General features: G+C 60.4%; 18 protein-coding genes and 1 pseudogene. 5 read left to right on the top strand and 14 right to left on the bottom strand.

Annotated elements, in window-relative coordinates:
* Positions 1-34: 34 nt before the first annotated feature.
* Positions 35-757 carry a hypothetical protein gene (locus P3T21_RS09880; RefSeq protein WP_429255748.1) on the bottom strand — a complete coding sequence of 241 codons (723 nt, stop codon included), beginning with the start codon at positions 755-757 and terminating at the stop codon, positions 35-37.
* 154 nt (positions 758-911) lie between these two features.
* Here P3T21_RS09880 and P3T21_RS09875 point away from each other — a divergent pair.
* Positions 912-1,082, top strand: a pseudogene (locus tag P3T21_RS09875) (TetR family transcriptional regulator); the annotation flags it as partial.
* A gap of 24 nt (positions 1,083-1,106) precedes the next feature.
* Positions 1,107-1,490 carry a hypothetical protein gene (locus P3T21_RS09870; protein ID WP_429255940.1) on the top strand — a complete coding sequence of 128 codons (384 nt, stop codon included), beginning with the start codon at positions 1,107-1,109 and terminating at the stop codon, positions 1,488-1,490.
* Between the two features lie 458 nt (positions 1,491-1,948).
* Here the strand turns inward: P3T21_RS09870 and treF are convergent, their stop codons facing one another.
* The 4 genes from treF to P3T21_RS09850 all read right to left on the bottom strand — a co-directional run bounded on the left by treF (position 1,949) and on the right by P3T21_RS09850 (position 7,571).
* Positions 1,949-3,763, bottom strand: coding sequence for an alpha,alpha-trehalase TreF (gene treF / locus P3T21_RS09865; protein ID WP_429255747.1), 1,815 nt, complete (start codon positions 3,761-3,763; stop codon positions 1,949-1,951).
* Between the two features lie 1,120 nt (positions 3,764-4,883).
* Positions 4,884-6,140 carry an MATE family efflux transporter gene (locus P3T21_RS09860; RefSeq protein WP_429255746.1) on the bottom strand — a complete coding sequence of 419 codons (1,257 nt, stop codon included), beginning with the start codon at positions 6,138-6,140 and terminating at the stop codon, positions 4,884-4,886.
* A gap of 140 nt (positions 6,141-6,280) precedes the next feature.
* A complete protein-coding gene (locus tag P3T21_RS09855; RefSeq protein ID WP_429255745.1) occupies positions 6,281-6,637 on the bottom strand; it encodes a YciI family protein in 357 nt (118 codons plus the stop codon).
* A 25-nt stretch (positions 6,638-6,662) separates the two neighbouring features.
* Positions 6,663-7,571 (bottom strand): NAD(P)H-binding protein, encoded by a 909-nt coding sequence (locus P3T21_RS09850; RefSeq protein WP_429255744.1) that lies wholly within the window; start codon positions 7,569-7,571, stop codon positions 6,663-6,665.
* Between the two features lie 268 nt (positions 7,572-7,839).
* Between P3T21_RS09850 and P3T21_RS09845 the strand changes: the two genes are divergently transcribed.
* Positions 7,840-8,403: a PadR family transcriptional regulator gene (locus P3T21_RS09845; RefSeq protein ID WP_429255743.1), complete on the top strand. Its 564-nt coding sequence runs from the start codon at positions 7,840-7,842 to the stop codon at positions 8,401-8,403.
* 370 nt (positions 8,404-8,773) lie between these two features.
* Here P3T21_RS09845 and P3T21_RS09840 read toward each other — a convergent pair whose 3' ends face one another.
* From P3T21_RS09840 to P3T21_RS09800, 9 genes are all read right to left on the bottom strand, one after another.
* A complete protein-coding gene (locus P3T21_RS09840) occupies positions 8,774-9,826 on the bottom strand; it encodes an alpha/beta fold hydrolase (RefSeq protein WP_429255742.1) in 1,053 nt (350 codons plus the stop codon).
* Positions 9,827-9,960: 134 nt separating this feature from the next.
* Positions 9,961-10,353 carry an MAPEG family protein gene (locus tag P3T21_RS09835; RefSeq protein WP_429255741.1) on the bottom strand — a complete coding sequence of 131 codons (393 nt, stop codon included), beginning with the start codon at positions 10,351-10,353 and terminating at the stop codon, positions 9,961-9,963.
* Between the two features lie 408 nt (positions 10,354-10,761).
* Complete coding sequence (locus tag P3T21_RS09830) at positions 10,762-12,087, bottom strand: epoxide hydrolase family protein (protein WP_429255740.1); 1,326 nt, start codon at positions 12,085-12,087, stop codon at positions 10,762-10,764.
* Positions 12,088-12,403: 316 nt separating this feature from the next.
* Positions 12,404-13,255: a YciI family protein gene (locus P3T21_RS09825; protein ID WP_429255739.1), complete on the bottom strand. Its 852-nt coding sequence runs from the start codon at positions 13,253-13,255 to the stop codon at positions 12,404-12,406.
* A gap of 144 nt (positions 13,256-13,399) precedes the next feature.
* Entirely contained in the window at positions 13,400-14,026 is a 627-nt protein-coding gene (locus P3T21_RS09820) for a TetR/AcrR family transcriptional regulator (RefSeq protein ID WP_429255738.1), read from the bottom strand.
* A 105-nt stretch (positions 14,027-14,131) separates the two neighbouring features.
* Complete coding sequence (locus tag P3T21_RS09815; RefSeq protein ID WP_429255737.1) at positions 14,132-15,151, bottom strand: zinc-dependent alcohol dehydrogenase family protein; 1,020 nt, start codon at positions 15,149-15,151, stop codon at positions 14,132-14,134.
* Between the two features lie 393 nt (positions 15,152-15,544).
* Positions 15,545-15,976: a tautomerase family protein gene (locus P3T21_RS09810; RefSeq protein WP_429255736.1), complete on the bottom strand. Its 432-nt coding sequence runs from the start codon at positions 15,974-15,976 to the stop codon at positions 15,545-15,547.
* Positions 15,977-16,306: 330 nt separating this feature from the next.
* Positions 16,307-17,191 (bottom strand): 3-keto-5-aminohexanoate cleavage protein, encoded by an 885-nt coding sequence (locus P3T21_RS09805; RefSeq protein ID WP_429255735.1) that lies wholly within the window; start codon positions 17,189-17,191, stop codon positions 16,307-16,309.
* 117 nt (positions 17,192-17,308) lie between these two features.
* Positions 17,309-18,715: an NAD-dependent succinate-semialdehyde dehydrogenase gene (locus tag P3T21_RS09800; protein WP_429255734.1), complete on the bottom strand. Its 1,407-nt coding sequence runs from the start codon at positions 18,713-18,715 to the stop codon at positions 17,309-17,311.
* Positions 18,716-18,877: 162 nt separating this feature from the next.
* On the opposite strand from P3T21_RS09800, the gene P3T21_RS09795 reads away from it, so the two are divergent.
* Entirely contained in the window at positions 18,878-19,174 is a 297-nt protein-coding gene (locus P3T21_RS09795) for a DUF1330 domain-containing protein (RefSeq protein ID WP_429255733.1), read from the top strand.
* Positions 19,175-19,377: 203 nt separating this feature from the next.
* Positions 19,378-20,154 carry an enoyl-CoA hydratase/isomerase family protein gene (locus P3T21_RS09790; RefSeq protein ID WP_429255732.1) on the top strand — a complete coding sequence of 259 codons (777 nt, stop codon included), beginning with the start codon at positions 19,378-19,380 and terminating at the stop codon, positions 20,152-20,154.

Here is a 20,154-nt window from a genome sequence, read left to right as displayed (position 1 = left end):
GCCACAACGCGACAAGACTGTTCAGAACACAGGCTCAGTCCGTGCGCCATGCAACCGAACGAAAATCGATGGACACGAGGAGCGGGTCATCGATCTTTTGTCCTGCCGTGTCGTGGGCATAGACGCGACGCGACATCGGGACGATGATGCCGCCAACGTTCTGATAGTTCGATGCGTAGTTGGCAGCGGGTGCGCCGCCCATCACATCCACTGTGAAATCGTGGCGGCGCAGCAGGCCATCTTTGCCGAAATAGGAGATCTGCTCCCGGCTATGGCTCGCAATCGAGTCCGGGAAGGTCACCTTCAGCCGCTGCCACACCTCTCCGTTCTCTTCCCATTCGGGCAACACTTCTGTACGGAAGCCGGGGTATGTATAGAGAAACGGTATGGTCAGGTAGCTCCAGAGGGCATAGCTGCCAAAGTACAACGCATGCAGGCGGTCCCATTGGGTCTGCACGGTATGGCCTTCATACGACGTCCTTGGCGCGTGGCGCTCTTCGATCCAATCTCCTTTCAACGATTCGATTCGCACCAGGTCCGGCGTGAAATGGCCTTTCCAACCGGCAGTCTGCGACGTCATCGCAAGGCGTTGCGTTCGCAGGTCCGCCTCCAGTTCGACGTCCCGGAACATATCGGGTTGCCCCTTGACCTGCCATATGGCACCGCCGATATCCAGTCTGGCGGAAACGGCGCGGAGCTTCCTCCAGTTCTCGATCCCCCCGTGGGCCTCGACTGCTTGTTCAAGTAATGCGCTCATCAATTGCTCTCCTTTTACTGATATGCCTTGCCGCCAATTCACGCGGCTCATCCTGTCCGGCGGGTTATAATGTGCCGGTCCATCGTACTGCAGAAACAGTATTGCGACCGTACTGCAGATTGTCAAGCAACTCTTTGTTGAAACTATTGAAACAATGGGACATTCACGAGCAGAGAAGGCGGCCAGCCGAGAGCGCATCCTGGACGCGGCCGCAGGTCAGATAAGCGAACGAGGGCTTGATAGCGTTGCTGTGGCGGAGTTGATGCAGAACGCGGGCCTCACTAAAGGGGCCTTCTACGGACATTTTGAATCGCGCGACGCAATGATTGCCGAGGCGGCCAGGCGCGCCATGGATAAAGGTCAGACGAGGCTCGATGCGCTTTTTTCGCGCAAGAAGAAACCCACTCTTGAGCAAGTGGTGGACGCGTGGCTTGATCCAGCGCATGTGGCCGATCCGACGAGCGGCTGCGGTATTTGCACGCTCGCCGGAGAAGCCCGCTACGCAGGACCGCAGGTCCAGCAGGTCATTGCCGAACAGTTCAACAGAAACGTGCAGCAGATTGCGCAGACCATCGGCAGCGGCGAGGCGGCGACTGCCCGCGCAACGGCGATTCTCACCGCCATCGTCGGCGCGGTGAGTATGTCGCGTGCGGTGGGTGACGCCGTCCTTGCACGGCAGATTCTCGCAAACACAATGGTGCTGATCATGCAGGCCAACCCTACTGCGATTTGAAGCAAGCACGTCGTTGTGAATGCTTGGACTGCGACAGTCTCGTTCAAGCCAGAAGCCGCCGTTGACCCGAGGACTGTGCGAACGGCGGAGATGGGTCGAGTACGGTCAACTGAATGGGGCAGTGCTCGGCCGGTTTCGACCGATCGATATCGATAGTGCGATTCGATGAGGCGGCCGCTCGACTGACTCGTGCGTTGGGGCGCAAAACATCAGAGACCAGGCCGACCTACCCAAACGCCAGGCGTATCGCTGTGCATCCGTTCCACTGTGCCTGTCACTTTTCGGGCCGGACTCAGATCCATCAGTCGTCTTTTGAAGCAAGTGTGCCGTCGACCCAGCAAGTTGAGAATATCCCGCGCCCGCCAGCGAACGCAGCGACGCGAAAAAGACCAGTGGAAACTGGACTCGCACAACAGATTTGCGCAACCAGCGTGTGCCCAGTCTTTCCGTCGCTTTCACTAGTCCGCCGGCGTCGCGCGCAAACGGTGTGTGGTCTTCGGCGCAGCAGATGCAGACGCTGCTGCCTCGGATACGCCGCGCGGACCTGAAGGCACATCGACAGGCCGCGTGGATTTCCCGACCGCGGTCGGGTACATGGCCATTAGCGTGCGCAATACGCCGTTCGTCCAGCCGAAACCATCCTGCAACGGGTACTCGCCGCCGCCAGCGGACGTCGCGCCGGCCTGCGCATCGACGTCGTATTTTTCGACCAGCTTTCCCGTGTGCTGGTAGTACGCGACGTTCGTCTGTATCCATCGTGTGGCGATCTGGTTGGCGACGACCGTCTCTCCGTAGCGTCGTAGGCCTGTCACTGCAAGATACTGCAATGGAGCCCAGCCATTCGGTTCGTCCCACTGTTGTCCCGTTTGGACGGTTGTGGTCGCGAGGCCGCCAGGTCGAAGCATCCGGTCGCGCAACGTCACAGCGACGGCCATCGCCTGTGCCTTTGTCGCGATGCCGGTGTACAGCGGATAGACAGTGGCCGCGCTCAGCCGGTGCGTGAGCCGTTGTGCGACGAAGTTGTAGTCGCCGAACGCGCTGAGTTGCGGGTCCCACAGTACCCTGCGGATAGCGTCGGCACGTACTGCCGCGCGCTGTTCGAAGTTCTCCGCGTGCGTCGCGTCGCCCTGTACGCGGTAGGCCTTCGCGAGCGTGCGTTCGAGGTCGACGAGCAGGCTATTCAGATCGACAGGAATCAGTGACGTCACTTCGACAGTGGCAAGCGTTCTACCGTCGGCGAACCAGCGTGAACTGAAGTCCCAGCCGGTTTCGCCCGCCGCGCGAAGGTTGCGCCACAGGTCTTCCGGGTTGCGCTGCGGTGTCTGCTGCGCGGCGACGACGTCTTCCTTAAAGGACTCATCGCGCGGCGCTGCGCGATCGTCCCAATAGCGGTTCAACAGCGTCCCATCGGGAAGGCGCACAAGATGACGATAAGCGCCGCCAGGCGCGATCCGGTCCCGGCCGTCCATCCAGTACGCGTATTCCTTAAGCAGTTCTGGCAGATAGCGCAGATAGGCCTGATCCCCTTCGTGATCTGCGGCTAGCCGCACCATCTGTGCGAAGAATGGCGGCTGCGAGCGGCTGAGGTAATAAGTACGGTTGCCGTTCGGGATGTGCCCGTAACGGTCGATCAACGTCGCAAAGTTGTTCAGTTCGTCTCTCAGTAAGTCCTGCCGGCCGCTCTGCTGAAGACCGAGCATGATGAAGTAGGAGTCCCAGTAATAGATCTCATCGAAGCGGTCACCCGGCACGATGTACGGGTAAGGAAGCGGCAACAACGACGACCAGGGGCTCGCGCTCGCGTCGGGATCGCGTCGAAGGACGGTCCACAGTGTGTCGATATGCGCGGTGACGCTCTGGTTGGGATCGGACACGTAGTCTATCGTTTGGCGTGCGGGCAACGTAAAGCGCGTCGCGACAAACTGTTCCAGGTCGAACGGCGCTACCGCCTTCTGGTTCACATAATCGGCGACGATTTTTTGTGGCGGGCCGTTTGGCAACATGTCGGCGAATGTCTTGCTGTCGGGATAGAGATGAGCGAGTTCGACGTCGCGATACAGCGCACCGTACAGATCGGATGGCGGCACGGGTACGACGGGCGATGCGGATTGCACTGCCGGGGCGCTTGCATGGGCAGAATTGACCGGTGCGGAGGCTGCGGCTATCGACGCATCCGCTGGTAAGGTTTGCGCAGCGACGGACAGCAATTGGAAAGAAAGCAGGACAGCGGTGAAGGCGGCGGTCCACGTTCGACGGATAGTGGCTTGCGGCATCGGAATATCGCTCCCGGCAATCAAAGGGCAGTGCAGACGGAACACGTCGCATCAGCAAGTAGCGTTCCTCGTTGAGCCTGCATGGACCCGACGACGCAGATGCGCGGCGTCATCAGCACTTCGTTCGATCTTCTCTAACAACCGGTTCTATCGGATGCAAGACGGATGGCCTTTCGACAGCAACGATGGATAAAAGCTCTGATGCACGTGCCCTAAGCGCGCCGTTTCGCGCACACGCTGACCGGCTGCATACCCAGCTACGGCGCAGCCCGCCTTGCTATGCCGCCTGAAGGGTATTGGGCATCGATCACGACGCTCGTCGTCTTCGCTCAACCAAGCCTGACCCAGGCGCTCAGCACCGCTCGGGATCAGATCGTTAGCGCGTGCACCGGTGCCGCGGTCGACGGGCTTGACGTTCGTCATTCGACGTTCCAACCAGGATTGCCGGCAATTCATTTCATGCGACAAGAATTTCTTGTGTGGACTCGCGTCGACCGTTCAAGTGCCTCATATTCGTGCCGATAAAAACGTTACGTGGGTTACCTTTGCATCGAGATAAATATAGAACATCGACTGGAGTCCGCCCTTCAAGATGCATGCTGATCAAACTAAATCGTCTTCGCGGCAAACCCTTGTTATCAGTTGGGCAGCTCGGGCTATCGGGAGCATTCTTGTCGCAGCCTATCATTGGGCTGCAGGCGTCGCGTCACATGCCTGTGAGCTTCCTTTAACTCTAGAACCTCATAGATCTGCTCAAGTCCGCGTCGTCAGCCTATTCGGACACGCGATCGAAGCTGCGTTGATCTTCCAGCGCGAGGGAAGCGACCGGAGAGCTAACGAACTTGGTGAATGGAGAACCTTAGCGTCACGTGACGACGCGCTGGTCTTCCTGAACCCAGGAAAGCGCATAGCTTTGACTGTTTCAGGTCCGAAGTCCGTGAGGCCGGCGACAAACCGCTCGTGCTTCACAACGGTCTTGTAGTAGAAGCGGATCGTCGACATGACGAGTTTCTTCGTTTGGATAAGCGGACAGCAAGCCGATGTGTTCGACTTGCCCACCAGGTATAACTGTAGAAGCCACGCGGGTGAGAGCTGAGGCGTCGTAGACTCCAACTGGTGTCTAACGATCCCAGCGGGTTCGCACGAACCCAAGCAAGCTGATGGTCGCCGCCACGACGATGCTGACTGCCACTAGTACGAAAGCAGTGTGCAGGCTCGCGTAGCCTTGCAGGACCAGCACCATCGCCGCCAGCGCAAATACGAAACGCACCACGCTCGCGGTCATCGGCCAGAAAATGCGGCGTGCCCCCTGGCCTGCGAAGTAGAGTTCGAAAATCACGCCGATCAACGCATAGAAAGGCGCGACCAAATGTAGGTATTGCGCGCCGACCGCCATAGCGGCGCTATCGTTGGTAAAGAGGCCCATCCAGAGCTGCGGAAAGAGCGAGACAACGAGTCCGACCAGGCCAGCCACGCCGGCAACGAACAGTACGTTCACGATCGCCGCGCGCCGCGCACGCACCACGTTGCCTGCGCCCAGGTTCGTGCCCACCAGCGTGATCGCGGCAGTGCCGAATCCGAACATCACCGGCACCAGCAGCATGTCGAGGCGGGAGGCAATGCCGTAACCGGCGATCGCGACAACGCTCACGGCACCGGCGGCAGCCGTCAGCGCGGTGACTGACATAGCCGACATGACGGCGTTGATCGCCGACAGCAAGCCGACGCCGAGAATCGCACTGAAATGCTTGCGCTGCAGTGGATAGCGGCGCAGGCGCAGCGTCGACGAGGGCGAACGCATGTAGACGACCACCACGCCCAGCGCCGCGATGTTGCACAGGACCTGGGCGACGCCGGCGCCTGGCACACCCATGCGCGGCGCACCCAACCAGCCGTTGATCAGCATCGGTGACAGTATCAGGCCAGCGACCGCGCCGCCCAGTATGATCATCGCCGGCACCTTGACATTACCGGCGCCGCGCAGCGACGCCTGCAGCAGCAACAAAATCCAGAACGGGATCGCGCCTCCGAACAGGATGTTCGAGTAGCGTATCGCTTGGTTCAGCGATGGCCCGCTGCCGCCAAGGCTGCGGTACAGCGCCGGGCCGGCCAGCAACAGCATCAAGGAGAACAGTCCGCCGGCTATGACGGCGATGACCACCGCATGCCAGACCAGGCTTTCCGCTTCGTCCTGGCGGCGGGCGCCTGTGGCGCGGGCGATGGCCGACGACACGCCGCCGCCAATGCCGGCACTCGATACTGTGGTCATCATTATCATGACGGGAACCACCAGCGATGCGGCGGCGATCGCTTTCAGACCCAGTGAGCTGACAAAATAGGTCTCGGCGACACCTAGCAAGGTCGTCATGAACAGCACGGCGACTGTCGGCAAGGCAAGGCGGATCAAGTTTGACAACAGCGGACCGTGGAACAGTTCGTTGGCCGGCAGGTTGACAGGAGGAGAAGAAATTTTCTCAGCCTGATTGGCAAGAGTAGCGGGCATGATCTTATGGGCACCTACGCACGGATGATCGGCAGGACCGGGATCACTTCCGTGTATCCGGCCGATGAGCTGGGGCTAAGTTCGGCCCAATGCAAAGCCTCTGCCTGCGTCTCGACATTGATCGCCACAAAGCCGCCGAACAGTGCGTGCGCCTCCGGGGATGGGCCGTCCTGGACCTGGCGCTGGCCGTGCCGCATCCGCACCGTGCTGGCGTTACGCGGATCGAGTTGCGTGCCGGCCCGCATGACGCCAGCGGCCGTCAAGGCGCCCATGTACTGTTTCCACGCGAGCGAGACTTGCTGCCCTTTGAGCAGATCGGCGTAGGTTTCATAGACGTTTGGTGGCTGTTGAAAGGCGAGAACGAATTCCATTATTGTTTCCCTTTAATAGCGAGGATCAGGCAGGGGTGAACGCGGGCGCGTGGCGGCGAGCGAATTCGGCAGCGGAAATCGGCGCGCGGCCGACCAACTGCTCGAAGCTGTCGGTCATGCGGTCGTAGCGGTTCTCGCGATGCAACTGGGCCATGACGACCAGGTGTGCGGTCAGATGCGCCGGCTGTTGAACCTCCTGAAGCTTGGCCTCCCAGATCTGCGGTGGCACGTTGACGTATTGGATGGTGCGGCCCAGAGCGCCGCTGAACTCCTGTGCGAGCTCGGCCATCGTCAGAGACTGGGGACCAGTCAGTTCGTAGACCTTGCCAATATGCGGCTCCGGGTTGGCAAGCACAGCAGCGGCGACTGCCCCCACGTCGGCGGCGGCGATCGGCGAGGTCTTGCCGTCAGCGAACGGCAGGCGGATGGCGTTGTCGTCGCGGATGCTTTTGGCCGCCTGTAGCAGGAACATGCCGTCGAAGAAAGCGGTTGGACGCAGGTAGACCACCGGCAGGCCGGACCAGCGCAGCATCTGTTCTGCGAGCCAGTGCTGCCTCTGTTGCGGGCTACTGGTAGTCTCCGTCTCGCTCATCTGCGATACCGTCATCTGCGACAGATTGACGAAGGCCTTCACACCCAGGCTTTTGGCTGTGACCGCGACGTTGGTGGCCGCTTCCAGATAGTCGGGCGAAACTGACATCGTGAAATACACCATTGAGCAGCCTTGCATAGCTGCGCGCACAGCGACAATGTCAAGCATGTCGGCGACCACGACTTCGGCGCCCAGCTCACCCAGCATGTCAGCGCGTGCGTCCAGCTTGCGCACCATGGCGCGTACGCGATGGCCCTGTTCCAGCAGGATGGCGATGGCCGCGCGCGCGGTTGAGCCGACGCTGCCGGCGGCGCCGGTGACGAGAATGGTTTCCTGAGGCATGCTTTTCTTCCTTGTACGAATGAGCAAAATGACTAACGAACATGAGCCACGGACCTCAGGAATCGCCCGCGTCAGGAGGATTTGACACGGTGGACCGGACGCATGCGGTCAACGCTGCGGCGGTTAGCGCGATCGCTGCTTGGGCGAAACGAGGGCCGCATTCCTGATAAAATCATCTATGTGGAAAAATACATAGTGGCATCGTTCTTTTACTATGTCAAAAAAAACATAGTCAAAGAATGATGGGCGTTGACGGAATCAAGGAGCAATGCGAGTGAGCGATCAGAAGGAAGCCGCGGCAAGCAAGGAAAAGCCTCTGAAGTATGTCCTTCTTGCCGGCATACATAACCAGCCGCGTTCCGGCTATGAACTAACGAAATGGCTGCAGATGGCGGGCCAACATTGCTGGTCGGTTGAACACAGCTCGGTGTACCCTGCTTTGCGCGAACTGGAGAAGGATGAACTCATCACATCGGAGCGCTTGCCGGGAATGCGAGGGCCGGAGCGCTCGATCTACACCATGACAGTTGCCGGACTAGAGAAGCTGACGGCCTGGGTGGCGAGTGGTTCGCCGCGCCCGGCCATCAAGGACGAGCAGATACTGCGGGTGCTGTGCTTTGATCTGCTGCCGCGCCAGACAGCGTTGCAGCAGATCCGTGAGGTGCGTGCGGACCACCAGGCCCAGCTTGAATTCTTTCTCGAAAGGCAGGCCGTGCTGACCGAGCACCAGCTGGGACCGCTTTTGGTGACGCGCCGCGGTGTGCTGGCGGAACAGGCCTATATCGCGTGGTGTGACGAGGTGGCGGAAATGATCGCTCACAGGCCAGCCTGATGCCCGGCCAAATTCAGGCCGGGTGCACGGCTTGAATTTTCCCCGTAGAGGTACCGAGCGGAGTAGGCGCCACAATCACGAACGCCGAGATGACTGCTGCGCAACTGGTCTGCAACTAGTTTCCGCTAGCGAACTGAGCGGATTCTGCAGCATTCGCTGCCTTGAGCGAAAACACGCTGCCAGGCAACAACGCCGATGTGAGACATATCTTCAACAGACTCTTCATGACGGAAATCCCCTCAGACGTGTAGGGTGGCTCGTAAGCATTTCAGGCAGCCCGCGCGGAACGGTATCGGTCAAATGACCGACGCCACAGCTGTTTTCGCAGAGCCGCCAGGTCAAATGTCTTTAAGGCGCAACACGTGGTCGCTTAGTAGCTGGCAACCTCGATCACTGCGTCTGCAAAGGCCTTGGGCGCCTCCTGCGGCAGATTGTGGCCGATTCCACCTGTGACGGTGCGGTGCCCGTATTTGCCGACGAACTTCTTCGCATACGCCGCAGGCTCCGGATGGGGCGCGCCGTTCGCGTCGCCTTCGAGGGTGATCGTCGGCACGGTGATGACCGGCGCGGCCGCGAGACGCGCTTCCAGCGCGTCGTATTGCGGCTCTCCGTTCGAGAGACTCAATCGCCAGCGGTAGTTGTCGACCACGATCGCAACGTGATCCGGGTTCTGGAAAGCACCTGCAGATCGCTCGAACGTCGCATCGTCGAAGTTCCATTTCGGCGATGCAAGTTGCCAGATGAGCTTCGCGAAGTCGTGCCGATTAGCTTCATAGCCCTGCCTGCCGCGCTCCGTCGCGAAGTAGAACTGATACCACCATGCGAGTTCCGCCTTCGGCGGCAAGGGCGCCTTGTTGCCCGCCTGGCTACCGATCAGATAGCCACTCACCGAGACCAATGCCTTGCAGCGTTCTGGCCACAGCGCGGCGACGACATCGGCTGTGCGCGGGCCCCAGTCGAAGCCGCCGAGTATCGCCTTCTGAATCTTCAGCGCATCCATCAGCGCGATGAGGTCGACGGCGAGTACCGACTGCTGGCCATTGCGGACCGTATTGCCGGAAAGAAAACGCGTCGTGCCATAGCCGCGGAGGTACGGAACGATTACCCGATAGCCTGCGGACGCGAGCCGAGGCGCGACGTCGGCGAAGCTGTGGACGTCATAAGGCCAGCCATGGAGCAAGATCACGACCGGGCCATTGGCCGGCCCGACTTCAGCATATCCGACGTTCAGCACGCCGGCATCGATCTGCTTGATGTTGGTGAACGATGCAGTCGACACCAGCGTGTTTGCATCTGCAGCGGGCACTTCCGCATGACCGGACTGCGCGTGCGCAACCCCGCACAGGACCATTTCCATTGCGCCGACGCTGACGGCGGCGGTCCCAAGAAAGCGCCGGCGACGGATGTTGATCGGATTCGACATCGGGATTTTTCCTCTTCAAGTTGGTTCAACGTGCGCGTCCCGCGCTTCCTTCTTTCCGCTGAACACGAATGTTTCGCCGATCGCGTATCCGTTGCGATGAGCGGCGAAACAGACGACGCGACACGGCCAGAGGGCTAACGACCGATGAGCAATGCGACACAGAGAGCCACCCCGAACGCGTAGGTTCCCAACGCCCCGATAGCCCGGGCCGGATTGGGCTTCGACATGGTGGGCCATGCAAGTAGCGCAACCACCAGGAGCAGGCGGCAGGCCGTTGCGCCTTCCATGCACCAGAGCTGCCAGTCAGGCGGATTCCTTGAGCCGAGGAACAGAAAAAGCACTGTGAAGAAGGGCGCGTACTCGGCAGTGTTGCCGTGAGCGCGAGCCAGTTTGGTGAGCAGCCGGTCAGGCTCAGGCGGGTAGCCGCTCAGCTGGCCGACGCGACTGCGCACGACCGAGATGGCGAATCCAAGCGAGAACAGGAGCAGACCGAGGGCAGCGGTGCAGGCTAGGGCAGTGCTGTTCATTCAATACCCCTTGCTTGGCAGTTGAATCCAGCGATGCTGGGGTGACTGCCCCGGTGTCGGGTCAGCGCGGCGACGTTCAGATGAACCACATTTGCCTTCGAATTGCAGATAAAACTCATTGGTAATCCTAATGTAAAGTAGTCTGACAGGTTCATGAGAGATTCCATCCATTGGACCTGAATGACAAAAGCCCCTCATTTTCGGACAAGAAGAGGTAATCGCGCATTCGGAGCGCCTGAGCGGCCGTCGCGCTCCGCGAACCGGTACACGCCACCGAGTACTGTGACGATGCCCGGGGTCTGCCTCCGGATGCCCAAACGTGGCAGACTCCGCGATGAAGATCGTGTCCGCACGCACCGTCAATTCGAGGCTTCCTCCGAATCTCGGGCCCCGCACCGACCTTTGAGTTCAGCGCAGAGACCGGAAGCTCGTGCGAACCTCGTCCGAGAAGGCTTGCGGTTGCTCCCAGGCCGCAAAGTGCCCCCCTTTGGGGAGACGGTTGTAATGAATCAGTTTGGGATACGCTTTCTCTGCCCAGCTCTGCGGGGCAGCGTAGATCTCATCTGGAAAAACGCTAACGGCAACCGGGATGGCAACGTGCTTCGGGGCAAAAAAGTTGAGCTTGTTTTCCCAATACAGTCGAGCCGACGAGACTGCCGTGTTTGTTAGCCAATAGAGCGTCACGTTGTCGAGGATGTCGTCTCGCGTAAGCCCCTCGGACTGACCGTCAAACACCCGTGCAATAAGTGCCTGGCTGCCGGCGTCGTGGTCGAGCATCCAAGCGGCGAGGCCGATAGGTGAGTCTTCAATCCCGTACAGCGTCTGCGGGCGGTTCGCCATTTCCTGGGCGTAGCCAAGGCCGTGCTTGTAGAAAGAGTCGAGTTGATCGTACGCGTGCCTCTCGTCGGCTGAGAGGTCGGCCGGCGCCGGCTTGCCGAACTTGAGTGCTTCCGCAATGTTGTCGGGTACGGTGGCCGGCATGTTGGTGTGAATGCCAAGCAGTTCCGGCGGTGCGAGCAGGGCCATCTGCTCCGTGACAGCATTCCCCCAATCGCCGCCTTGCGCAACATATCGCGTGTATCCGAGACGCTTCATCAGTACGACCCAGGCGCGGGCGATGCGAACAGGATCCCAGCCGGTCGTAGTCGGCTTGCCTGAAAACCCGTGACCTGGGAGCGACGGAATCACGACATCGAAAGCGTCCGATGAAGTCCCGCCATGGGCGGTCGGATTGGTCAGTGGATCGATAATCTTCAACTGCTCGATGATCGAACCGGGCCACCCGTGCGTGACGATGACCGGCAATGCATTCGCGTCTTTTGAACGAACGTGGATGAAATGAATATCGAGCCCATCGATCTCGGTGACGAATTGGGGCAGGGCGTTCAGCCTCGCTTCGACCTTGCGCCAGTCATAATCTGTGTCCCAATAACGCGCGAGTTTCTGCATCGTCGCGAGCTGCACCCCTTGCGACGCATCCGCTACCGTTTCACGCTCAGGCCACCTTGTCGCCTTGATACGCCTTTTCAAATCGATGAGTTGCGATTCCGGCGCATGCACACGAAGTGGACGAATAGCGGTCTTGTCACCGCCGGTCGATTGTGCAATTTCAGTGATAGCCTGATTCGTTTCTGCGGAAGCAAGCCGGCTCAATGAGGCCGCAGCAACTGTCCCCGCCGCCACTCCAATAAAACGACGGCGCGACCGGGTCTTGGGTGAGATATCGTTTGGCATGAAACTCCTACTTGTAATAAACCTTGGTAGCACTCCTAGGCATATGGACATTGCCGCACCACTCGCTGATATTCCTGATTTCGATCACGACCCGACCAGCTAAAGTGCGCATTGCTCCAGTTATCGCGGGAGCTTGAGGTCGTAACCACTGAAGCGGACGACACTCGTTGTCGTTTTGTCCTCCCTTTCACCGACGCAAGTCTGTTGACAATTCATTGGCCGAAGCGACCCACGACCACCCCTCAGCCATGACAGTAGGCCAATCGCAGTTCCAAGTGACAACCAGCGTAAGGAATGGCCAACAAGTGACTGCGCTTCAATGCCTCTGAATCAATCCCGCGTTCAACCCGAACAGCCGCCACTCCGAAAGCGCGTACGTTTCGAGCACGCCCTCTGCGTGGTACGGGTCCTCTAGTACCAGCGCCATCGCTTCGTCTTTCGACTGCGCCCGATAAATGGACAGCGCGCCCGAGTCGTCCGCAAAAGAACCCGCCATGATCAGCTTGCCGTTTGCCTTGATCGTCCGCGCATACGACCGGTGCGCCGGCCTCACCCGCGCGACGTGTGAGCGATCAGAAACGTATTTCACGTAATTGACGTAGGTTCGCGCGGCGTGCGCGTCTGAATCGACTGGCGTAGCGCCAGATGCACGCGGTTCTTTGAGCAGAACACGCCGATCCGTCGCGACGAGCGCGGCAGCGAGCAACTCGACGTTGCTGTTCAGCACGGTCCACTCGGCCAGGCGATAGTCCGCAATCGCACCATTCAGAACGAACGGATCTCTTTGCACCAACATTTCGGCTTCCTCTTTCGACGCAACCTCATAAACGAGCAGCACGCCGCGGGGCCGCCCGTCGTCGTCGAGCAGCGGGCCGCCGATCACCAGCCGGTCGTGCTCGCGGAGCGCATCCGCATAAGCCTGATGCTCGGCTCGGGACGCGTCCACCCTGTGCCGGTCCTGAACGTACGTCGCGTAGTTCACGACTTTCATTGAGCCTGGATTCCCTGCGAGGACTTCAGGAAGCGTGGGAAGTGGAGACCCTTGCACGGCAGCGCCTTTGGAGAACGAGGACACTGCCATGGCCGGGGACATGTCGGCAAGCGCGAGGCTTGCAACGCCTGCGGCGGCGGATACGAGGAAGCGGCGGCGCGACAGATCTTGTGACACGATGTTGCTCTTGAGTTCGAGTACCGTTGATGAGGGTTGGTTAGTGTTCTTCAATCCGACCATGAGCTCGCTGGCAGGCCACCCCGCGACGAACGCCCGGCGCATTGTCGGGTGACGTTGCGCAGCCAGATGTCGGATGTCGCCTTACTGCCCCTTCGATGCTTTCAACAGCACGGCATGCACCGCCTTCAATATTTCATCGGATAACGAAGGGTCGCTCTTGGCGACGGCACGGGCGGCGGCCATAGCCCCGATTTCCGCTGCGACGATGGTCATCGCCAGACGGCGCCGTTCGGCCCCGGGGATCGCTTCGTCCAGCACGGCCTCGAATGCACTCGCCTTGTCCTGAAACCCTTTGGCAAACCGCGCACTGATGTCATTTCCGTGCCGCCCGATTTCGCTCGCCGACGCCGTCATCGGACAACTCATGCCGGGCTCGTCGCGTCTTAGCGGCGAAAGCAGATAGTCGAGATACCCCAACACGCTGTGCTTGCGACGCGCTGCCTTGCCCCGGAACGCTTCGCGGCTCAGCGCCAGGCCCTGCGAAAAGGCTTCCGTCGCAAGATCGTCCTTCGAGCGGAAATGCGCGTACAGCGCCCCATGTGTCAGCCCGGCTTCGCGCGCGATTTCCGCGACGCCCACGCCATCGATACCTCGTTCGCGAAACAGCCGGCTAGCCGTGGCCAGCAGCGCTTCGCGGTTTTCGTCGGATTGCTCGCGTTTTACATACACCACGGTGTTCTCCAGAAACGGGGACAGCGAATAACTCACGAATATCGCGCCTGATTGATGCCGTCTTACTTCAACCTTCGATCAAGCTTCATCCGCGGCCGCCGGGCGGCGCAAAGCCGCCTGCGACGGTGACACGGGCGAAGCTCAGCGCTCCGCGAACACTAGCAGCGGTTTGGCGTCGTGTGCGGCGCTCTCCGCGGCCGTGAAGGCTTCGAGTGCGCGATCGACGTGGTAGCGGCGCGCTGCCGGCGGCTTCAAGCTGCCCTCGGCCATGCGATCGAGCAGGCTGCGCAGCGTCTGGCTGCCTTCACTCACCCCTTTGCGTGCGAGCCACGAGAAGATGAGCCAGCCGCGCACCTCGGCACTCGAGTAGATAAGCGCCGGGGCGAAAATCGGCATCTCGAAGGCCGCCGGGTCGTTCTGACGGTGCGACGACAAGGCTCCGTAGACGAGCAGGCATCCGTTCGGGGCCAGCTGACGCGCAAGCGTGGCGCCCGTGCGGCCGGCGACGCAGTCAATCGCGTTCACGATGCCATTGCCGCCAGTGGCCTTCTTCAGCTGCTCGGGCCAGCTTTCGTCCGCGGTGCATAGCACGACGTCACCGCCAAGCGCCTGGATCTCGGCGACCTGCTCTTCACGGCGTACGAGGTTGATGGTGCGGAACCCCTGCGCTTTCGCGATCTGCAGCACGAGGCGACCAACCGTCGAACCCGCCGCGCTCTGGACAAGCCAGTCGCCGCGTCCAAGCTGGTGCTCGCACATCGTCATTGCCCATGCCGTCATCGGGTTGATGAGAGCCTGTGCGGCGTCCTCGTCGGAAATCGCCGCCGGTACGGGTATAGCGCGGGCGGCCGGACTGATGACCTGCTCTCTCCAGGTTCCGGGCACGTCCAGCAAAACCACACGCTCTCCGACCCGCGTGCGCGGCACGTCGCTGCCCACGGCGTCGATGATTCCGACGCCTTCGGACCCGGGCGAGGCCGGCAGTTCGGGCTGACGCTGACGGGCGAAACGTCCACGGATGACGTGCAAATCGGACGGGTGCACCGGCGCCAGCAGCATCCTCACGCGGACTTCGCCTGGCCCGGGCGTGGGCTCGGGCAAATCAAGCCAGTGGACTACCTCTGACGGCTCGCCGTTGTGTTCGATGACCAGGGCCTTCATGTGCTTTCTCCTTCGCTCGAGTTGCGGTGTGAATCATGCCCCCGCGGGCGCGACGCGATGCCAGGGCTGCGGGCTCTCGCATAGTCGAACTTCGAAACTTGATTATGATAGCAATCAAGTATGGACACAAGCCCCACGGAAAACCATTGTCTAAAGGTATGAACGCGCGATGTCCGCCGATGACTGGAGCGACCGTTCGTAGAATGTCTCGCGCGCTTGTGGCAACGATTGGTGCTGATGCCAGGCACTTCCAGAGCGGACGGCAACGCGCTGCATCGCGCCGCGTCGTGAGAGAGACGGGAAACCAGAAGGTTGGGACTGCAGTGAAAGCCCGGCTTTCACCGCAGTCGGTTGAGTTCAGCCTCCGAGTCGTTTCAGACGTAACTGATCGATTCAACCTTCGCTCGGATCATATGGCGACGCCCGGTTTTCAAGCTTCCATTTCTTCTCAGCTTGCGTATCAGGCCGAGGTGGTCGAATGCTGTCGATCAACCACAGTTCTCGCGGCGTTTCGCCGACATGCAACTCGAAGTGGTAGCCTCGATCCTGGACAAATGGCGCAATCGCAGCGTTCGCCTTGCGCAGCCAGGACTCCGTCCACTCAACGTCCTTGGAGATATGTCTGGCGAATTGGTCTAATCTGATTCTGACAAAGTCACCTCGCGACTCACCCCCCATGAAGAAGGAGTCTTTCGGCTGTTCATGAAACAGAACGCCTACGTAGAAGCGAGGAATGATGTAAATGTCGGCGATTCGCTTTGCCATCTCCTGCTTGTCATCTGCCGTGTAGGCGCCGACCGGATGATAGATATTCCACAAAGGCATTTTTGTCTCCTTGCATCAATAGATGCCGCGTTTCTTATGTCAGAACATCCAGGACTCTTGCAGGAAAAGGATGAACCAGACATGAGTGAGGCGGCGGTATAGGTAGCCCCGGGATAGGCTACCGGTTAAAACCGATGCGCTTCGCAACGTAGCGTTCTTAGGGAAGGCGGTCCCGCTGTCCATCGGCTCCCTTTAGAACCAGGCCGGATTCACAACCATCAATTGCGACTCATCGGACAGAAGCGCGCAGTCACATCGTCGCTCCAACACCGGCGTCCTCGACCCTGAACCGCACCGATGATCGGTACCGTAGCACGCTCTCCACCTGTTCTATTGGCGACGGGGAAGGCAGAGTTTGCTGCGAGCCTCGTCAGGCGTTGCCACGTCTGCGCCGATGCTTTTGACGATACTGACCGCACGTTTGACCAGCGCTGCGTTGCCTGGCGCCAGTTCCCCTTTGGCAAGATAAAGATTGTCCTCGAGGCCGACGCGGACATGCCCGCCAAGAATCACGCTTTGTGCCACGATCGGAAATTGGGCGCGCGAGATGCCGAACGCCGACCAATGCGCGTTCTCGGGCAGATACCGCTTCATCTGAAGAAGGCTTTCGGTGTCGGCGGCCGCTCCCCATGGAACACCAAGACACAACTGGAACAGCGGAGCCTGCAGAATCCCCTGCGTTTCGATCAGGTGGCGCGCGAGGCGCAAGTGCCCGAGATCGAATACCTCGATTTCCGGCTTCACGCCTGCTTCCTCGATCAAGGTTGCCATCTTGACCAGGTGGTCGGGCACGTTCACGAATGCGCGATTGCCGAAGTTCATGGTCGCTACGTCCAGCGTGCAGATTTCCGGACGCAACTCGAGCACATGCCGGACGCGAGCCTCAGGCGTCATCATCGTACTCAATTCACTTCCCCGGTTCGGGTCTTCGTCGCTTGGAACGAAACGTGCGCCCGGGCCCGTCGTGAGATTGATCAATATCGGGCACCCACTATCGCGGATACGAGAAACGACTTCTGTGTAGAGCGACAGCTCAGTGCTTGGAACGCCAGTTCTGGGGTCACGAACATGAATGTGAGCGATGCTCGCACCGGCTTCACATGCAGCAATGGCCTCATTTGCGATCTGCTCGGGCGTCACGGGCACGGCAGGGCTCAGCCGCGGGGTATCGTCGCTTCCAGTGAGCGCGCAACTGATAATCGTCTTGCTTGTCATAGTGTTCGTTCAAAGGAAAAAAGAATGAAGCGCCACAATCGCGCCCCTCGCCATGTGACCAGCGTCGGGCGCCCGTCGACGGAAATGACAATGAGTGGACGGCGCGCCGAGGTACGTTCAGGCGGCCCGCGCGGGGCCGAACGGTGCCGCCCCGACGGGGGCAACCCTGATCAGCTTTTTGTTGACGAATTCGTCGAAGCCCAGCTGAGAAAGCTCTCGGCCGAAACCTGAACGCTTGACGCCACCGAACGGCAGTTCCGCCGCCGTGCCGAACGGCTGATTGATGAACACCATGCCGCTGTCGATCTGCGCGGCAACCCGCTCGCCGCGTTCGGTATCCGCGGTGAACACCGACGCACCGAGACCGTACGGCGTGCCGTTGGCGAGCGCAATCGCGGCGGCTTCGTCCTCGACGACGTGGAAGGCGGCGACCGGGCCGAACAGTTCTTCGGCGAAGACCGGATTTTGCGGCGAGATGTCGGTCAGAACAGTCGGTTGCAAGTAGAAGCCCGGGCGCTCGACGCGCGTGCCGCCACACACGATGCGCGCGCCGTGCGAAGCCGCGCGATCGATCTGCTCAAGCAGCAGCGTCAACGCGCGCTCGGACGAAAGCGGGGCGACGGCGGTCGCCGGATCGGCTGGATCGCCTGTCTCGAGCGCTGCCATCCGGTTCGCGAAGCCTTCGAGGAAAGCGTCGCCGCGCGCCTTGCCGACCACGATGATGCGCTTGGAACCAACACAGCATTGACCCGCATTGAGCATGCGGCCCGCGACCGCGCTCTGGATCGCCCAGTCGAGCGGCGCATCCTCGAGCACGATGAACGGGTCGCTGCCGCCCAGCTCGAGCACGACCTTCTTCAGATTGCGGCCGGCACGCTCGGCGACGGCGGCGCCGGCGCGCTCGCTGCCCGTCAGCGTCACACCCTGGACGCGCGGATCGTCGATGACGCGGCCGGCCTGCTCGATCGAGATAAACAGATTCGTATATACGCCTTCGGGCGCGCCTGCCTCCTCGAACAGTCGAGCGAAGGCCAACGCCGATTGCGGCACGCTTTCCGCATGCTTGAGCAGCAGGACGTTGCCCACCATCAGTTGCGGTCCGGCTACACGCGCAATCTGGTAATACGGGAAATTCCACGGCTCAATGCCGAAGAGCACGCCGATTGGCTCGATATGCACGGCTGCGCCGGGTGCTTCCGCGAGCGGGCGTGATTGCAGATACGCATGCGCATGCTTTGCGTAGTAGTCGAGAATGCTCGCCGACGATTCCACTTCCTTGCGCGCTTCGCCGCTACGTTTGCCCATTTCCAGCGTCAGATAGCCGGCGTATTCGTCGGCCTTTTCCCGCAGCAGCGCCGCGGCGCGCGACACAATGCGTGCCCGATCGCTGACCGGACGGCGGCGCCAGTCGGTTTCAAAAGCGCGATGCGCGGCAGCGAGCTTCGCTTCGAGCAACTGGTCGGATATGTCGTCGTAGGTGGCGAGCAGTTCGCCGGTAGCAGGATTGATAGTCGTGTACGGCATGAGGTTCTCCGCGAAAAGGTTGGCATCGGGTCATCGCATGGCTTCATGTTAACACCGTTATCTCATCCTTTGCACCCGTTTTTGAGGCCAGGAATAACCCTCATAGATTTCAATGTTAACGATGTTACTATAGTCGGGTATTCTTTCAACTGAGGAAGCGAAATGACCAAAGGATATTGGGTGGCAGCGTATCGAGCGATTCATGACGCGAGCAAGCTCGCGGCGTACGGCGCCCGTGCGACAGCAGTGGTAAGAGCGGCGGGCGGAAAGTTCCTGGTGCGAGGCGGCGAGGTCTTTGCGTTCGAAGCGGGTCTGAAGGAGCGGACCGTCGTAGTCGAATTCCCGAGTTTCGAGCAAGCTCTTGCCGCCTATCAGAGCGAGGCCTATCAGGAGGCGTTGGCCGTACTGGGAGATGGTGCCGAAAGGGACGCGCGCGTCGTCGCAGGCGTCGACGAGTGAAATGCTCACTGGAGGCTACCGAGGCCGAGCGCACTGTCGAGTCTCGCCGCAGTCTGATTGTCTTTGCTACGACAGAGAAACGAACCTCTCCACTCCTTACTTTTTGCAGTCAGGGAAAACGCTGGTATCAATGCGTCACTCAAATGTTATTGTTGTTAACATGTAGATCGTTAAACACTTGAACCTGACGAAATGGAGCAAGAATGGACGAAGCAATTGTTCTTAAAGGACTCAAAGGTCATGTGACGGTTCTCACGATGAACCGTCGCCCACATAACCTGATGGGGCCGACGCTGTATCGCGCGCTACTCGATGAATTCGACGAGGCGGTGAAACGCGGCTCGCGCGCGATCCTGCTGCGCAGCGGTCTGCGGCACTTCTCGGCCGGTGCCGAAGTGGCGCTTTTTCCGGATCGCATTGCCAGGCAAGGCAAGGGGCTGATGGATCCGCTTGAAGTGCTTCGCGGCTTCGAGACACTACCGATCCCGATCGTTGCCGCGGTGAACGGTACATGCCTTGGCGGTGGCTTCGAAGTGGCGCTCGCCTGCGACTTCAGCGTGGTCGCCGAATCGGCCAAAATCGGATCAGTCGAGGTCGCGCTCGGCTTGAATCCGCTGCTCGGTGGCATCCAGCGTCAGGTGATGCGGGCCGGCCCGGCGCGCGCGAAGGAGCTCGCGATGCTCGGCCGCCGTTACGACGCAGCGACGCTCGAACGCTGGGGCCTGATCAATCTCGTTGTGCCCGACGACAAACTCGATGAAGTCGCGCTGTCCGTTGCGCAGGAACTGGCGGCCGGCCCGACCATCGCCCATGCCGCAACCAAGCAGCTCGTACGGGTCGCGGTCAACGAGGGTGTCGCTGCTGCCGACGAGGCGATGTTCGAACTGCAAAAGCCGATCTGGGCGTCGCAGGATCTCAAGCGTGGACTGGAGGCCTTCGAAACCTCCGGTCCAGGTACCGCCACTTTCGAAGGAAATTGA

The sequence above is a fragment of the Paraburkholderia sp. GAS334 genome (assembly GCF_050436625.1).
GTDB lineage: Bacteria > Pseudomonadota > Gammaproteobacteria > Burkholderiales > Burkholderiaceae > Paraburkholderia.
This window is presented reverse-complemented; position numbering and strand designations above follow the sequence as displayed.

Bases quoted from the DNA above. Each gene is read 5' to 3' on its own strand.
- P3T21_RS09800 (WP_429255734.1), bottom strand. From the start codon at position 18,715: ATGCCGTACACGACTATCAATCCTGCTACCGGCGAACTGCTCGCCACC.
- P3T21_RS09810 (WP_429255736.1), bottom strand. From the start codon at position 15,976: ATGCCTTTGTGGAATATCTATCATCCGGTCGGCGCCTACACGGCAGAT.
- P3T21_RS09805 (WP_429255735.1), bottom strand. From the start codon at position 17,191: ATGACAAGCAAGACGATTATCAGTTGCGCGCTCACTGGAAGCGACGAT.
- P3T21_RS09840 (WP_429255742.1), bottom strand. From the start codon at position 9,826: ATGTCGAATCCGATCAACATCCGTCGCCGGCGCTTTCTTGGGACCGCC.
- P3T21_RS09850 (WP_429255744.1), bottom strand. From the start codon at position 7,571: ATGCCTCAGGAAACCATTCTCGTCACCGGCGCCGCCGGCAGCGTCGGC.
- P3T21_RS09790 (WP_429255732.1), top strand. From the start codon at position 19,378: ATGGACGAAGCAATTGTTCTTAAAGGACTCAAAGGTCATGTGACGGTT.
- P3T21_RS09835 (WP_429255741.1), bottom strand. From the start codon at position 10,353: ATGAACAGCACTGCCCTAGCCTGCACCGCTGCCCTCGGTCTGCTCCTG.
- P3T21_RS09880 (WP_429255748.1), bottom strand. From the start codon at position 757: ATGAGCGCATTACTTGAACAAGCAGTCGAGGCCCACGGGGGGATCGAG.
- P3T21_RS09845 (WP_429255743.1), top strand. From the start codon at position 7,840: ATGCGAGTGAGCGATCAGAAGGAAGCCGCGGCAAGCAAGGAAAAGCCT.
- P3T21_RS09815 (WP_429255737.1), bottom strand. From the start codon at position 15,151: ATGAAGGCCCTGGTCATCGAACACAACGGCGAGCCGTCAGAGGTAGTC.
- P3T21_RS09855 (WP_429255745.1), bottom strand. From the start codon at position 6,637: ATGGAATTCGTTCTCGCCTTTCAACAGCCACCAAACGTCTATGAAACC.
- treF (WP_429255747.1), bottom strand. From the start codon at position 3,763: ATGCCGCAAGCCACTATCCGTCGAACGTGGACCGCCGCCTTCACCGCT.
- P3T21_RS09870 (WP_429255940.1), top strand. From the start codon at position 1,107: ATGGATAAAGGTCAGACGAGGCTCGATGCGCTTTTTTCGCGCAAGAAG.
- P3T21_RS09830 (WP_429255740.1), bottom strand. From the start codon at position 12,087: ATGCCAAACGATATCTCACCCAAGACCCGGTCGCGCCGTCGTTTTATT.
- P3T21_RS09795 (WP_429255733.1), top strand. From the start codon at position 18,878: ATGACCAAAGGATATTGGGTGGCAGCGTATCGAGCGATTCATGACGCG.